Origin of the sequence: Amycolatopsis sp. NPDC058986, assembly GCF_042741125.1 — a bacterium.
Classification (GTDB): Bacteria; Actinomycetota; Actinomycetes; order Mycobacteriales; family Pseudonocardiaceae; genus Amycolatopsis.
On record NZ_JBHYJW010000031.1, the window covers coordinates 13,266 to 27,429 of the forward strand.

Consider the following 14,164-nt stretch of genomic DNA (forward strand, 5'->3'; position numbering starts at 1 on the left):
CTGGTGTCGGACAACTTATGCCCGGCGATCAGTGCTCGCAAGCAGTATCGGTAACGATTCAGCCCACCGCGGCGTGAAACGCCGGGCAACCCCTGGAATCCCGCTCGGAAGAGGGGTTGCCGGTCCGGCGCCGAATGGGGTAACGGCGTTACTTCTGGGAGCCGAGGGCGAGCTTGGCCAGCAGTTCGCGGCCGCGTTCGGCGGTCCTCGGCTGGCAGAGGACGTCGTACCGGCCCGCGACGAGCTGGCTGGCCGAGGAGAAGTCCCGGCGCCCGCGCGACATGCTGTACCCGATCGCGGCGAACATCAGCCCGGACAGCACCCCGAGCACCAGCCCGGTGAGCAGCTGCAGCGCGAACCCCTGGTTGACGAACAGGCCGAGCAGCAGCCCGGCGAAGAGCCCGAACCAGGCGCCGGACACCGCGCCGGTGCCGAGCACGCGGCCCCAGGTGAGCCTGCCGATGACGCGCTCGACGAGCATCAGGTCGACCCCGACGATCGTGACATCGCCGACCGAGAACTCGCTCTCGGCGAGGAAGTCCACCGCCTGCTGGGCCTCGCCGTAGGTCGCGTACGACCCGATGGGCCAGCCGGTCGGCGGCGTCGGCAGCCGGGGCATGCCGCCTGCCTGCCGCCCGCCACCGCCGAAAGGTCCAGTCACCATCATCACCCGCTCGTCCGCGCTCGGTAGGTCCCCCATCTTGTCAAGGAGGTGCGAACCGTGCCTACCCGACGTACGGACGGGGGTACCGGAGTGTGAGATATCCCGGGTGCGTGCTGAAGGACGCCTTCGGTGCGTTGGGGGTGCTGAAGGACGCTTTCAGTGCGTTGAGTGCACTGATGGCGTCCTTCAGCACCACGCCCCGGTCAGCCGCGGGACTTGTATTCGCGCAGGAGGCCGCGGCTGATGATGGTTTTCTGGATTTCGCTGGTGCCTTCGCCGATGAGCAGGAACGGGGCCTCGCGCATGAGGCGTTCGATCTCGTATTCCTTGGAGTAGCCGTAACCGCCGTGGATGCGGAAGGCGTCCTGGGTGACTTCGGCGCAGTACTCGCTCGCGATCAGCTTGGCCATCCCGGCCTCGACGTCGTTGCGTTCACCGGAGTCCTTCAGCCGCGCGGCGTTGACCATCATCAAATGCGCGGCCTCGACCTTGGTCGCCATCTCGGCCAGCTTGAACGCCACCGCCTGGTGCTCGGCGATGGCCTTGCCGAACGTCTTGCGCTGCTGGGCGTACTCGACCGCGAGCTCGAACGCGCGGATCGCGATCCCGCACGCGCGGGCGGCGACGTTGACGCGGCCGACCTCGACCCCGTCCATCATGAACGCGAACCCCTTGCCCGGCGCGGCGCCGAGCACCTTGTCCGCGCCGATGCGGAAGCCGTCGAACACCGCCTCGGTGGTGTCCACGCCCTTGTAGCCCATCTTGTCGATCTTGCCCGGGATCGTCAGCCCCGGCGCCACCTCGCCGAACCCCTCCGGCTTCTCCACCAGGAACGTCGTGAGGTTCTGATGCGCTTTTTCCGCGCCCTCGTCGGTCTTCACCAGCAGCGCGATCAGGTTCGACGAGCCACCGTTCGTGAGCCACATCTTCGAGCCGTCGATGACGTAGTCGTCCCCGTCTCGCCGCGCCCTGGTCTTGATCGCCGCGACATCCGAGCCCAGATCCGGCTCCGACATCGAGAACGAGCCCCGCACCTCACCGGTCGCCATCCGCGGCAGGAAATGCTGCTTCTGCTCCGGCGTCCCGTGTTGCTTGATCATGTGCGCCACGATGAAGTGCGTGTTGATCACGCCGGACACGCTCATCCAGCCGCGCGCGATCTCCTCGACCACCAACGCATACGTCAGCAGCGACTCGCCGAGCCCGCCGTACTCCTCCGGAATGGTGAGCCCGAACAGCCCCATCTCCTTCATCCCCTCGACGATGTCGGCGGGATAGGTGTCGGAATGCTCCAGCTCCTGCGCGTGCGGAATGACCTCCTTGTCCACGAACGAACGAACCGTGGCAAGGATCTCCGACTGCACATCGGTCAAACCGGCGGTCTGGGCGAGGCGGGCCATCGCAGCTCTCTTTCTCCGACAGGAGGGGGACGCCGGCTCCCGGCGCTGGGTTACCGGTGAGTATGACGCGAAACCCGGCACCCTGCTATGAGGGTGCTCACGCTCACCCGGCCGGGAGCTACGCTGACGGGTCGCGAGAGGGTGAGGGAACGATGACCTATCCGCAGGACCCGTACGGGAGCCAGCAGCCGCAGTTGCCGCCGGGACAGCAGCCGCCGACCTACGGCCAGCCGTATCCCCCGGCTTACGGGCCGCCCGTCCCCTACGGCTACTACGGCTACGGCCCGATGCCGCAGCAGGAGCAGGGCATGGCGATCGCGTCGCTGGTGTGCTCCCTCATCGGGATCGTCCTTTGCGGACTGACGTCGATCCTCGGCATCATCTTCGGCCACGTCGCCTACAGCAAGGCCAAACGCGGCGAAGCGGGCGGCCAGGGCATGGCGCAGGCCGGGATGATCATCGGCTACGTCACGGTCGGGCTCTGGCTGATCCCGTTCGTGCTCTGGATCATCTTCGGCATCGCCTTCCTCGGCGGGGTCGCCGGGACGCGCTGAGCCCGCACCGGCACGGGCGTTACCGTTAGGGCCCGGCGAATCAACACCAAGGGGACAGCCCATGAGCACCACACCCGACCCGCAGGACCGGCCCGAACAGGCGAAGCCGTCCTACGAGCCGCCGGCGACCGCTGATCCCGCGCCGTACGAAGCGCCGTCCACCGCCGAGCCCAGCTCCTACGAGCCACCCGCGACGGCCGACCCCGCACCGTTCGAACCGGTCGTCCCGCTCGACATCCCGGTCGCGAACATCCCGGGCGCCGAGCCACCGGCGAGCCCGCCGCCCGCCGCGGACGCTCCCCCGGCGGACCCGTTCGCCCCACCCGCCGCGGACACCACGCCGCCACAGGCGACGCCGTATCCGGGCGCGGCCTACCCGCCGCCTCCCCCGCCATACGGAACGCCGTACGGCCAACCCGCCTACGGCCCGCCCGCGCCGTTCGGCGTCCCGCCGATGGGTTCGGCGCAATCGCAGGACAACGGCCTCGCGATCGGCGCGCTGGTGTGCTCGATCCTCGGGTTCTGCTCGTGCGTCACCGCGCTGCCCGGGCTGATCATGGGACACATCGCGCTGGCCAAGGCCAACCGCGGCGAAGCGGGCGGGCGCAGCATCGCGCTGGCCGCGGTCGTCGTCGGCTACGTCATCGTGGCGCTCTACATCGGCTTCCTCACCACGATCATCATCCTGGGCGTCAACGGAAAGCTCGACAACTAGTCCGCGGGCCGCGGGGTCACGACGTCGGATTCCTGGGGCAGTCTCGGCGCCGGGGCACCGTGGCCGTTCGCTTCCGCCGCGGGCGGTTCCGGTGCGGGCGCCTCCTTCGCGGGCTCGGTCGCCTTCAGGGTCTGCGCGTCGAGGAAACGCAGCAGTTCCACCGGGAAGGGCAGCACCAGCGTCGAGTTCTTCTCCGAGGACACCTGCACCACGGTCTCCAGCAGCCGCAGCTGCAACGCCGAGGGCGTGTCGGCCATCGTCGCCGCGGCCTGCGCCAGCTTGTGCGAGGCCTGCAGTTCACCGTCGGCGGAGATGACGCGTGCGCGCCGTTCCCGCTCCGCCTCGGCTTGCCGCGACATCGAGCGCTTCATCGCCTCCGGCAACGCCACGTCCTTGATCTCGACCCGGTCGATGTGGATGCCCCAGCCCAGCGCGGGGCTGTCGATCATCAGCTCGAGGCCCTGGTTGAGACGTTCCCGGTTGGACAGCAGATCGTCGAGGTCGCTCTTGCCGATGATCGAGCGCAGCGAGGTCTGCGCGACCTGGCCGACCGCGGAGCGGTAGTCCTGTACGTTTACGGCCGCGACCACCGGATCGATGACCTTGAAGTACACGACAGCGTCGACCCGGACGGTGACGTTGTCGCGGGTGATGCCGTCCTGCCCCGGCACCGGCATGGTCACGATCTGCATGTTGACCTTCTGCAGGTGATCCACGAACGGCACGAGCAGCGTGAGTCCCGGCTCACGGACGCTCGCCCGGACGCGGCCGAAGCGGTAGATCAGGCCGCGTTCGTACTGTTTGACCACGCGCACGCTCGCCGCGAGCCAGGCACCACCGGCGAGCACGACCGCGCTGAGGATTCCCATCAACATGGCAGCTCCGTTGGGTCGCTCCCCCTCCCCGAGAGTACGCCCGGGCGCCGATGGGGGAAATGCTCTTGCCCCCGGCTGGCAGGCTGGACGCGTGATCGAGATCCCGCCGGAATTCGCCGCTCAGGTGCCGTCCGTCCTCGGGGACGAGGGTGTCGCCTGGCTGGCCACGGTGCCCGAGCTGGCCGCGCGGTACGCCCGGAAGTGGGACCTGACGTTCGAGGGCGCCGCGATGCACGGCTACGTCGGCGTCGTCCAGCCCGCCCGGCTGCCCGACGGGACACCGGTGGTGCTGAAGCTGGGCTTCCAGGACGAGGACACCGCCGACGAGCCGCTCGCACTGTCCACATGGGCCGGTCGAGGCGCGGTTCTGTTGCTGGACAACGCATCCGACGACGGCGCGCTGCTTCTCGAACGGCTGGACGCCACCCGGACGCTCGACGGCGAGCCACTGGACGAAGCCGTCGGGATCATCGGCGGGCTGGCCCGGCGGCTGGCCGTTCCGGCGCCGCCCCGGCTGACCCGGAACCTGCGCGACGAAGCGGGGCGGCTGGCGGAGGATCTGCCGGAGGAGTGGGAAGAGCTGGGGAGACCGTTCCCGCGCGAGTTCGTCGACGCCGCCGTCGAGGTCTGTCGTTCGCTCGGGCCTTCTTCGGCGAACTTGCTGGTGAACGAGGACCTGCACTTCGAGAACGTGCTGGCCGGACAGCGGGAGCCATGGCTGGTCATCGACCCGAAGCCGCTCGCGGGCGATCTGGAGTACGGCGTGATTCCCTTGCTGTGGAACCGGTTCAAGGAGTCCACTCTGGACGATCGGCTGGCGGCGATCGTCGCGGCCGCCGACCTCGACGCCGAGCGCGCGCGGGCGTGGACGCTCGTACGCGGCGTCCAGAACTGGCTTTGGCTGATCGAGGACGAAGACGACGATTCCCCCACCGCGCCCGCGCCGATGATCACGCGATGGGCTCTCGCGCGAACCGCCGGATGACCCGCTAGCCTTTGCCCCATGGCCCCAGTGAACAGGGTTTTCGCGGCTCAGTTGGCTGGTCTGCCGGTTTTCGGGCCCGACGGCGAGTCGATCGGCAAGGTCCGTGACCTGGTCGCCGGCCTGCGCCTGGACCAGCAGCCGCCGCGCATCCTCGGCCTGGTCGTGGAGCTCGCGACCCGCCGCCGGGTCTTCGTGCCGATGCTGCGGGTGACCGCGATCGAGCCGACCGCGGTGACGCTGGCCACCGGATCGGTCAACATGCGGCATTTCCACCAGCGCCCCAACGAGGTCCTGGTGCTCGGCCAGCTGCTCGACGCGCACGCGACGCTGCCGGGGTCGCAGACCAGGATCACCGTCGTCGACGCGGCGATGGAGCCCACCCGCACCCGCGACTGGGTGCTGGCGAAGCTGGCGATCCGGGAGCGCTCCAGCAGGCTCGGCCTCGGCAGGCGGCGGTCGGCGATGCAGGTGCTGCCGTGGTCGGAGGTGGCCGGGCTCGGGCTGACCGACCTGTCCGGCCAGCCACAGGGCGCGGGGCAGCTGCTCATGCTGTTCGACACCATGCGCGCGGTCGACGTCGCCGCCACCGTGCGGGACCTGCCGCTGAAACGCCGTCACGAAGTCGCCGACGCGATGGACGACGAGAAGCTCGCCGACGTGATCGAGGAACTGCCGGAGGACGACCAGAAGGAGCTGCTGTCGTACCTGGCCGAGGAACGCGCGGCCGACATCCTCGAGGCGATGAGCCCGGACGACGCGGCCGACCTGCTGGCCGAGCTCGCCCCCGCCGAGCAGAACAGGCTGCTGGAACTGATGGAGCCGGAAGAGTCCGCGCCGGTGAAACGGCTGCTGGCGTACTCGTCCGACACCGCGGGCGGGCTGATGACGCCCGAGCCGGTGGTGCTGGCCCCGGATTCCACGATCGCCGAAGCGCTCGCGCACATCCGCAACGCCGAACTGCCCTCGGCGCTCGCGACGATGGTGTTCGTCTGCCGCCCGCCCTCGGCCACTCCGACTGGGCGCTTCGTCGGTGTCGTGCACTTCCAGCGATTGCTGCGCGAGCCCCCGGCCGAACTGGTCGCGAGCGCCGTCGACACCGGGCTGACGGCGCTGCGCCCGACCGCCCCGCTGGCCGAGGTGACCCGCTACTTCGCGGCGTACAACCTGGCGTGCGCGCCGGTCGTGGACGCCGAGGACCACCTGCTCGGCGCCGTCACCGTCGACGACGTCCTCGACCATCTGCTGCCCGAGGACTGGCGCGAAACCGGCCTGCACGATGTCACCGGCGACAGTGCCGCGGAGGACGACGACCATGAGCACGAGGAGGCGGACCGTGCCTGAACTGACCGGCAGGCGGCGGCTGGACCAGCCGCGCAGCCAGACGCGGTTCCGGCTGAACATCGACCCGGACTCGTTCGGGCGCTTCACCGAGAAGATCGCGCGGTTTCTCGGGACCGGGAAGTACCTTTTCTGGCAGACGCTGATCGTCATCGTCTGGATCACGCTGAACCTGGCGGCCGTCTCGCTGCAGTGGGATCCGTATCCGTTCATCCTGCTGAACCTGGCGTTCTCGACGCAGGCCGCCTACGCGGCGCCGCTGATCCTGCTGGCGCAGAACCGCCAGGACGACCGCGACCGCGTCTCGCTGGAGGAGGACCGAAACCGGGCCGCTCAGACGAAGGCCGACACCGAGTACCTCGCGCGGGAGCTGGCCGCGCTGCGGCTGGCCGTCGGCGAGGTCGCCACGCGCGACTACCTGCGTAGCGAACTGGACCGGCTGCGTGAGGACCTCGACAAGCCGCGCAAGCCGAAATCCAACCGGGACAAACAGAGCAGCCCTACCGGTACGTAACATGGGCTGGGTGACCAGTACACAGCAGCTCCCCAGCGTCGACGACGTCCGCAACGCGCTGAAGGACGTGTACGACCCGGAGATCAAGAAACCCATCACCGACCTCGGCATGGTCAAGGACGTCGAGGTGGGTGACGACGGGGTCGTCAAGGTCGGCATCTACCTGACCGTCGCGGGCTGTCCGCTGAAGGCGACGCTGACCAAGGACACCACCGAAGCGGTGGCGAAGCTCCCCGGAGTGCGTGACGTCCGCGTCGAACTCGACGTGATGAGCGACGAGCAACGCGCCGAGCTGCGGAAATCGCTGCGCGGCGACGCCGCCGAGCCGGTCATCCCGTTCGCCCAGCCGGGCTCGCTGACCAGGGTGTACTGCGTCGCGTCCGGCAAGGGCGGCGTCGGCAAGTCGTCGGTGACGGTGAACCTGGCCGCCGCGATGGCCGAGCGCGGGCTGTCCGTCGGCGTGGTCGACGCGGACATCTACGGCCACTCGATCCCGCGCATGCTGGGCGCGCGGGAGAAGCCGACCAAGGTCGACACGATGATCATGCCGCCGCAGGCCCACGGCGTGAAGGTCATCTCGATCGGCATGTTCACCCCGGGCAACACGCCGGTCGTGTGGCGCGGCCCGATGCTGCACCGCGCGCTGCAGCAGTTCCTCGCGGACGTGTTCTGGGGCGACCTCGACATCCTGCTGCTGGACCTGCCGCCGGGCACCGGCGACATCGCGATCTCGGTGGCGCAGCTGATCCCGAACGCGGAGATCCTGGTGGTCACCACCCCGCAGCAGGCCGCCGCCGAGGTCGCCGAGCGCGCCGGGGCGATCGCGCTGCAGACGCGTCAGCGGGTGGCCGGGGTCATCGAGAACATGTCGTGGCTGGAAACGCCGTCCGGGGAACGCATGGAGGTGTTCGGCTCGGGCGGCGGGCAGACGGTGGCGGACTCGCTGTCGAAGTCGGTCGGCTCCGAGGTGCCGCTGCTCGGCCAGGTCCCGCTCGACCCACGGCTGCGCGAACAGGGCGACGCCGGGACTCCCCTGGTGCTCGCCGCGCCCGATGCCCCGGCGTCGGCCGTGCTGCGCGAGGCGGCGTCGAAGCTGACCGTCCGGGCGCGTGGGCTGGCCGGGATGATGCTCAACGTCACCCCCACCGGGCGCCGCTGAGCTCTCTCCGACGTGCACGGTGCGACCGCGGTGCATGAGCCGCCCCGGGAACGGGAGCGGGGGACCTTTGCTATCGCCGGGGCGGAGCAGGGGACCTTTACTATCGTTAGTTGTGCTCAGCACACAAGCGTGAGTAAAGGTCCCCTGCTCCCCTCGGGCGGGTCAGGACGCACTGAAGGCCGCCTTCAGGGATCTCAGGTCCCTGAAAGTGGCCTTCGCAAGAACTGAGGCGGAATCAGGTGGCGTCGGGGTCGACTGGGGGACGTTCGCCGGGTTTGAGGGGCTCGGCCTGCGGAGTGCTCGCGGCGGGAAAGCCGTTCGGCTTCGCGGAGCCGTTGGTGCCGTTCACACCGTTGGTCCCGTTCACGCCATTCGTCCCGTTGATGTCGTTCTTGAAGCCGGTGATGCCGAGCGGGTCGCTGTCGCCGTCGAACAGGTGCTGGGTGACCACGCGCTTCGGGTCGAAGTTGCGCAGGCCGCGCAGATCTTCCAGGGGTTTGCGCAGCTGCTCGAACTCGGGGCCCATCTCCTCCCGGAGCTGTTCCCGCGCGCCACTGGCGAACTCACGGACCTTGCGGACGCTCTTGGCCAGCCAGGAGGCGGCTCCCGGCAACCGTTCGGGGCCGAGGATGAAGAGGCCGGCGATGATGATCACGAGGATCTCGCCCCAGCCGACACTTTCGAACACCCGTGAACCTCCGGCGTCGGTGACTACCCGCCCAGCGTACCTGCGCGGAACCCCGCTCCGGCAGCCCGCGGACGAGTCCTCTGTCAGTCCGAAACCAGCGTCACGTCGACGACCAGTGACGCCCCGTCACGCACTACCTGCACGGGCACGACCTCGCCAACGTTGTGCGCGCGGACCGCGACGATCAGTTCGGCGGAGTCGCGGACCAGCTTGCCGCCGATCTTGGTGACAACGTCGCCTTCCTTGATGCCCGCGTTCGCCGCGGGCCCGCCCGGCGCCACGTTCTTGACCTGGGCACCCATCGTCTTGGACCCGGCCACCGTCGAGGACGCGTTGATCCCGATGTCGGCGTGCGCGACCTTGCCGTCCTTGATGAGCGCCTTGGCGATCTTGATCGCGTAGTCGCTCGGGATCGCGAAGCCGATGCCGATGCTGCCGCCGTCCTGGCCCGACGACCGGATCGACGAGTTGATCCCGACCAGCGCACCGGTCGAGTCGACGAGCGCGCCGCCGGAGTTGCCGTGGTTGATGGCGGCGTCGGTCTGGATCGCTTCGTAGGTGACCGGCGGCGCGCCATTGTCGCCGCCCGCGGTGATGGGGCGGTTCAGCGCGCTCACGATCCCGGCGGTCACCGAGTTCTGCAGCGCCAGCGGGGAGCCGACGGCGATCACCGAGTCGCCCACCTGCAGGTCGGCGGACTTGCCGATCTGCAGCACGGTCGGATTGGTCACACTGACCTTCACCACCGCGAGGTCGGTCTTCTGGTCCGCGCCGACGACCTTGGCCTCGGTGCGGGTGCCGTCGACGAACACCGCGGTGATCTTCACGGCCTGGTCCGCGACCGCGGAGGAGATCACGTGTTCGTTGGTGAGCACGTAGCCCTGCGGGTCGATCACGACGCCGGAGCCCTCTTCGCCGGAATTGCCGCCGGGTTTGAACACCTCCAGCGAGACCACGGCCGGGGATACCCGCTTGGCGATGTTCGCGACCGAGCCCGCCGGCCGCTCCTTCGCCGCCTCGGCCTCGGAAATCGTCGCCGTACCGGTGAGCTCGCTCCCGGTGTCGGCGATCCACCAGCCGATCAGCCCGCCGACCGCGCCGACGAGCAGCGCCACCACACCCAGCAGCGCCAGTGCCTTCGGCTGGACACGCCTGCCGAACAACACCTCGGGCAGGCTCAGCAACGCACCCGCGGGACGACGCCCCGGCTTGTCCTCCGCCTCGGCCTGCTCCGCCGGACCGGCCAGCACCGCGCCCGCGGCGGGATCACGCCACGGATCGGACGTTTCCGTCCACAGTGGAGGTTCGGTGCCACCGTCGGAGCCCGCCGGGGCCTCACGAGGCCGTTCCAGGACCACGCCTTCGGCACCCGGCGGACGCCGGAATGCCTCGGCGAGGGATTCCGGCGTGGGCGGGGCGAGATCCAGCGGCGGCGTGGTCCTGCCGTTCGTGGTGCCGGGCGTGTACAGCTTGTCGAAGGCGCCGTCGACGCCGTGCGGCCGCCCGAACGTGGCCGCCTGCGCCGGATCGACCGCCGGGCGGTCCAGCGGGCGCGGGGCCAGCCGATCCTCGCCAGCCGTACCGGACTGGGGCGGGTGCGTGTTCGGCTGCTGCTCGGTCATCATTCCCCGGGGCTCAAGATCGGTGGCTGGGCGTGACGATACCCAAGCCTCGGGCACCGAGTCTGCCGAAACGGCAGTGAAATGCCTGTCAGCGCCTCATCGTCAACGCCGTCAGCGTGCCGCGGCGGGCGCGTGCGCAGCCGGTGCGACCGGGGTCACCGAGGTCGGCGCCGGGGTCGGCAACTGCGACGACGGGGCCACCGCCATCCGCGCGGGCAGCAGGTTCGCGTTCTGCGGCGCCTTGCTCGCCGGATCCGTGCCCGCGTCGCTCCCGCTGTCCCCGGAGGTCCCGACCAGCGCGAGCGCGCTCAGCACCAGACCGGAGACGACCACACCGGCCCCCTGTGCCGCCCGCTTCCGCGCGCCGCCCATGCGGCCGCCACCCAGGACGTTCGGGGACTGGCCCAGCGGTGCCGCCGAACCGATCGGCGCCGTCCCGCCGAGCACACCGGTCTCCCGTAGCCCGGCGACCCTGTCCGGACGCTGGATCGCGACGAGCTGGCCGTCGGCCGTGACCGCCAGGTTGTCCGGGGCGCTGGGCAGCTCGGTCTGCTCCGGGATGGCTCGGAGGCTGGCCAGGAATCCGGCCGACATCGAGGGTTCCCCGGCGCGTTTGACCGCGGCGACCACCTGCCGCTGCGCCGTGACGTCCGCCGCGCAGCTCGCGCACCGCGCGATATGGGCGGCCGCCCTGTCCATCGCCCCGAGCGACAGTTCACCGTCGACGAACGCGACTACGGCGTCGGGCAGGAGATGCGACTCGGGCAGGCCCCAGCGCGGTGCGGTCATACCGACACCTTCGCAGATTCCTGGGCCACCGCGCGACGACGCTCCAGCGACGCGCGCAGCGCCTGGCGGCCGCGGTGGATCCGGCTGCGCACGGTGCCCAGCTTGACACCGAGCGTCGCGCCGATCTCCTCGTACGACAGGCCTTCGACGTCACACAGCACGACCGCGGCACGGAACTCCGGCGGCAGCTCGTCGAGCGCGGCCTGCAGGTCCGGGTCGAGGTGCGTGTTCGAGTACACCTGCTCCGGGCTCGGGTCGTCGCCGACGATCCGGTCGGTGTCCTCCGGCAGCCCCTCCATGCGCACTCGCGAGCGGCGGCGCGCCATGTCGAGGAAGAGGTTCGTGGTGATGCGGTGCAGCCAGCCCTCGAACGTCCCCGGCTTGTAGGAGGCCAGCGACCGGAAGACCCGGATGAAGGTCTCCTGCGTGAGGTCCTCGGCGTCGTGCGTGTTCCCGGTGAGCCGGTACGCGAGCCGGTAGACGCGGTCGGCGTGTTCGCGCACGACCTCGTCCCAGGACGGGGGCGTCCATGCCGCCTCCCCCTGGTCCGGCGAACCGACTGTCACCGGCTTGACCTCCGGCATGTCCGAAACGGCGTTCTGCATCGGCGGAGCAGGCACCTCCATCAGCGTGTCTCCCAACTACTCCACCCAACGCGGGCCATCGGCACGGTGTTCCCGTATCTACGAGACTGAGTCTGTCGTGTCTCCTTATGGTTCTAGTGAGACGAGACTGAGAACTATCTGAGAAGTCGCCAGCGGGCTTACCAGGGAGTCTGCGCTGATTTATCGACAAGCAACGCTAACCTCCCTGCGTGAACTCCGGGACGCATGCGGCCTCGGCGACCGGTCCCGCCGAGACCGAGTACGTCGATGGGTACCTGCCCGATGACGAGGTACTGGCCGCCGCGCGGGCGCGCGCGGACGAGCTCGGTTGCGAGCCGCTGAGCCCGGCGGCGGGCGCGACCTTGGGTTTCCTGGCCGCGACCCTGTGCGCGAGGGCCGTGGTGGAGGTGGGCACCGGTACCGGCGTGAGCGGCCTCTGCCTGCTCCGCGGGATGGCCGCGGACGGCGTCCTCACCTCGATCGACATCGAACCCGAGTACCAGCGCGCCGCCCGGCGGACGTTCACCGAGGCCGGGCTGCCGCCGGGCCGCTCCCGGCTGATCATCGGCCGCGCGCTCGACGTCCTGTCCCGGCTGACCCCCGGCGGCTACGACCTGGTGTTCGTCGACGCCGCGAGAATGGAGTACCCGGGCTACTACGAAAAGGGCGTCGCGCTGCTCCGGCGGGGCGGGATCATCGCGTTCCACAACGTGCTGGCGGACGGGCGCATGTTCGACCCGGCGCGGCGGGATCCCGAGACGATGGGCCTGCGGGAGGTCGCGCGGGCGATCCGGGAGGACGAGCGGCTGGTGCCCGCGTTGCTCCCGGTCGGCGGGGGGCTCTTGGTGGCCGCCGCCAGCTGAGCGGTGCGTCTGACCTGCGAAAAGGGAGCAAGGGACCTTTGCTATCGTCCCTTGGCCTGCCAACCATTAGTGCACTAACGAACGTGAGCGAAGGTCCCTTGCTCCTGTCCGGCCGTCGCGCGCGAGGTCCGGGTGGCTCCGGTGGCGACCGCGAGCACCGCCAGCAGCAGCCAGACGGCGACCGCGCCGATCAGCCACGACCAGCCGGCATGCCCGTAGACGTACCCGCCGACAGCGCCGCCGACGCTGCTGCCCAGGTAGTACGACAGCGTGTACAGCCCGGACACCTGCCCGCGCGAGCCGTCGGGCGCCTCGGCCGCGGCCCAGCCGTTCGCGACGGCGTGCGCGGAGAAGAAGGCGGCCGTCAGGACGACGAAGCCCAGCACGACCAGCGGTAGCCAGTCCGGCAGGGTGAGGGCGGCCCCGACGAGCGTCAGCAGCAACGAACCGATCAGCGCGCGAGTCCGGCCGACGCGGGCGATCAGACGCCCGGCGGCAGCCGAGGACACCGAGCCCAGCGCGTAGGCCAGGAACACCAGCGACGCGATCGCGGGCGAAAGGTCCAGCGGCTCGCCGGTGAGACGGAAGCCGGCCGCGTTGTACAGCGCCACGAACGCGCCCATCGCGAGCAACGCGACCGCGTACTGCGCGAGCAGGACCGGACGCCGCACCGCCGTCGCGAGCCCCGAAGCGACCTGCCGCAGCTGGTTCCCGAGGCCCCGCGAAGCGATAGCAAAGGTCCCTTGCTCCCCTGACACCCGGTGTGACGTCCGGGGCAGGGTGACCACCGTGACGGCCGAGCACAGCAGGCTGACCCCGGCGACGACATACATCGCGCCGCGCCAGCCCAGCGCGTCGGCCGTGAAACCGCTGGCCAGCCTGCCGAGCATGCCGCCGATGGTGTTCCCCGCGATCATCGCGCCGACAGCGGCGGCGACGCCCGCCTTGCCGAGCCGTTCGGCCAGGTAAGCGGCAGCGACACCGGGGAAGCCCGCGATCGCCACACCCTGCAGGGCACGTACGACCAGCATCGCCGGGTACGACGGCGCGAGCGGTACCAGCAGACCGAAGACCACGGAAAGGATCACCGAGCCGAGGATCATCGGGCGGCGGCCGATCACCTCGGACAGCACCGCGATCGGCAGCACCGCGATCGCGAGCGCGCCCGTCGCGACACTGACCGCGAGCGACGCGCTTCCCGGATCGAGGTGGTACTCCACGGCGAGCTGCGGCAGCACCGGCTGCGGCGCGTAGAGCAGGGCGAACGAGGAGATCCCCGCCGCGGCGACGGCGATCTTGACCCGCCGGGACGTCTTGGCGGAAGACACTGCGGAGCGCGCTGCGGTGGTCACACCCCGGAAAGTAAGCCCGGCTAATCAATACGTCCAATACG

At 70.0% G+C, this 14,164-nt stretch carries 15 protein-coding genes; 7 read left to right on the forward strand and 8 right to left on the reverse strand.

Features of this window, described 5'->3' with window-relative positions; genetic code table 11:
- Positions 1–148: 148 nt before the first annotated feature.
- Complete coding sequence (locus ACFW0G_RS25640; RefSeq protein ID WP_378328020.1) at positions 149–667, reverse strand: general stress protein; 519 nt, start codon at positions 665–667, stop codon at positions 149–151.
- A gap of 200 nt (positions 668–867) precedes the next feature.
- The gene (locus ACFW0G_RS25645) at positions 868–2,064 is read right to left on the reverse strand and encodes an acyl-CoA dehydrogenase family protein (protein ID WP_378327929.1); all 1,197 of its coding nucleotides are present in this window, start codon (positions 2,062–2,064) and stop codon (positions 868–870) included.
- Positions 2,065–2,216: 152 nt separating this feature from the next.
- Between ACFW0G_RS25645 and ACFW0G_RS25650 the strand changes: the two genes are divergently transcribed.
- Together ACFW0G_RS25650 and ACFW0G_RS25655 are read left to right on the forward strand one after the other, a co-directional pair.
- A complete protein-coding gene (locus tag ACFW0G_RS25650; protein WP_378327930.1) occupies positions 2,217–2,618 on the forward strand; it encodes a DUF4190 domain-containing protein in 402 nt (133 codons plus the stop codon).
- A 61-nt stretch (positions 2,619–2,679) separates the two neighbouring features.
- Entirely contained in the window at positions 2,680–3,333 is a 654-nt protein-coding gene (locus tag ACFW0G_RS25655; RefSeq protein ID WP_378327931.1) for a DUF4190 domain-containing protein, read from the forward strand.
- Here ACFW0G_RS25655 and ACFW0G_RS25660 read toward each other — a convergent pair.
- Entirely contained in the window at positions 3,330–4,208 is an 879-nt protein-coding gene (locus ACFW0G_RS25660; RefSeq protein ID WP_378327932.1) for a slipin family protein, read from the reverse strand. The two genes, ACFW0G_RS25655 and ACFW0G_RS25660, sit on opposite strands and share 4 nt — an antisense overlap.
- A gap of 91 nt (positions 4,209–4,299) precedes the next feature.
- Between ACFW0G_RS25660 and ACFW0G_RS25665 the strand changes: the two genes are divergently transcribed.
- Genes ACFW0G_RS25665 through ACFW0G_RS25680 form a run of 4 tightly spaced genes read left to right on the forward strand, consistent with a single transcriptional unit; the run spans position 4,300 to position 8,204 of the window.
- Positions 4,300–5,193, forward strand: coding sequence for an aminoglycoside phosphotransferase family protein (locus ACFW0G_RS25665; RefSeq protein WP_378327933.1), 894 nt, complete (start codon positions 4,300–4,302; stop codon positions 5,191–5,193).
- An 18-nt stretch (positions 5,194–5,211) separates the two neighbouring features.
- The gene (locus tag ACFW0G_RS25670) at positions 5,212–6,534 is read left to right on the forward strand and encodes a magnesium transporter MgtE N-terminal domain-containing protein (RefSeq protein WP_378327934.1); all 1,323 of its coding nucleotides are present in this window, start codon (positions 5,212–5,214) and stop codon (positions 6,532–6,534) included.
- On the forward strand, positions 6,527–7,045 hold the full coding sequence (locus ACFW0G_RS25675; protein ID WP_378327935.1) for a DUF1003 domain-containing protein: 519 nt from the start codon (positions 6,527–6,529) through the stop codon (positions 7,043–7,045). The genes ACFW0G_RS25670 and ACFW0G_RS25675 overlap by 8 nt, the downstream gene beginning before the upstream one ends.
- A 10-nt stretch (positions 7,046–7,055) precedes the next feature.
- The gene (locus ACFW0G_RS25680; RefSeq protein ID WP_378327936.1) at positions 7,056–8,204 is read left to right on the forward strand and encodes an Mrp/NBP35 family ATP-binding protein; all 1,149 of its coding nucleotides are present in this window, start codon (positions 7,056–7,058) and stop codon (positions 8,202–8,204) included.
- 235 nt (positions 8,205–8,439) lie between these two features.
- On the opposite strand, the gene tatB is transcribed toward ACFW0G_RS25680, so the two are convergent.
- The 4 genes from tatB to sigE form a co-directional block, all read right to left on the reverse strand.
- A complete protein-coding gene (tatB, locus tag ACFW0G_RS25685; RefSeq protein ID WP_378327937.1) occupies positions 8,440–8,892 on the reverse strand; it encodes a Sec-independent protein translocase protein TatB in 453 nt (150 codons plus the stop codon).
- A gap of 83 nt (positions 8,893–8,975) precedes the next feature.
- Positions 8,976–10,514 carry a trypsin-like peptidase domain-containing protein gene (locus ACFW0G_RS25690; RefSeq protein ID WP_378327938.1) on the reverse strand — a complete coding sequence of 513 codons (1,539 nt, stop codon included), beginning with the start codon at positions 10,512–10,514 and terminating at the stop codon, positions 8,976–8,978.
- A 111-nt stretch (positions 10,515–10,625) separates the two neighbouring features.
- Positions 10,626–11,303, reverse strand: coding sequence for an anti-sigma factor family protein (locus ACFW0G_RS25695; RefSeq protein ID WP_378327939.1), 678 nt, complete (start codon positions 11,301–11,303; stop codon positions 10,626–10,628).
- Positions 11,300–11,929, reverse strand: coding sequence for an RNA polymerase sigma factor SigE (gene sigE, locus ACFW0G_RS25700; protein WP_378327940.1), 630 nt, complete (start codon positions 11,927–11,929; stop codon positions 11,300–11,302). Before sigE ends, ACFW0G_RS25695 begins: the two co-directional genes overlap by 4 nt.
- A 188-nt stretch (positions 11,930–12,117) precedes the next feature.
- On the opposite strand from sigE, the gene ACFW0G_RS25705 reads away from it, so the two are divergent.
- A complete protein-coding gene (locus ACFW0G_RS25705; protein ID WP_378327941.1) occupies positions 12,118–12,771 on the forward strand; it encodes an O-methyltransferase in 654 nt (217 codons plus the stop codon).
- A gap of 74 nt (positions 12,772–12,845) precedes the next feature.
- Here ACFW0G_RS25705 and ACFW0G_RS25710 read toward each other — a convergent pair whose 3' ends face one another.
- Positions 12,846–14,123: an MFS transporter gene (locus ACFW0G_RS25710; protein WP_378327942.1), complete on the reverse strand. Its 1,278-nt coding sequence runs from the start codon at positions 14,121–14,123 to the stop codon at positions 12,846–12,848.
- Positions 14,124–14,164 lie beyond the last annotated feature (41 nt).

Coding starts and splice junctions, on each gene's coding strand:
- sigE (WP_378327940.1), bottom strand. CDS start 11,929: ATGGAGGTGCCTGCTCCGCCGATGCAGAACGCCGTTTCGGACATGCCG.
- ACFW0G_RS25670 (WP_378327934.1), top strand. CDS start 5,212: ATGGCCCCAGTGAACAGGGTTTTCGCGGCTCAGTTGGCTGGTCTGCCG.
- ACFW0G_RS25640 (WP_378328020.1), bottom strand. CDS start 667: ATGATGGTGACTGGACCTTTCGGCGGTGGCGGGCGGCAGGCAGGCGGC.
- ACFW0G_RS25645 (WP_378327929.1), bottom strand. CDS start 2,064: ATGGCCCGCCTCGCCCAGACCGCCGGTTTGACCGATGTGCAGTCGGAG.
- ACFW0G_RS25650 (WP_378327930.1), top strand. CDS start 2,217: ATGACCTATCCGCAGGACCCGTACGGGAGCCAGCAGCCGCAGTTGCCG.
- ACFW0G_RS25660 (WP_378327932.1), bottom strand. CDS start 4,208: ATGTTGATGGGAATCCTCAGCGCGGTCGTGCTCGCCGGTGGTGCCTGG.
- ACFW0G_RS25655 (WP_378327931.1), top strand. CDS start 2,680: ATGAGCACCACACCCGACCCGCAGGACCGGCCCGAACAGGCGAAGCCG.
- ACFW0G_RS25690 (WP_378327938.1), bottom strand. CDS start 10,514: ATGACCGAGCAGCAGCCGAACACGCACCCGCCCCAGTCCGGTACGGCT.
- ACFW0G_RS25695 (WP_378327939.1), bottom strand. CDS start 11,303: ATGACCGCACCGCGCTGGGGCCTGCCCGAGTCGCATCTCCTGCCCGAC.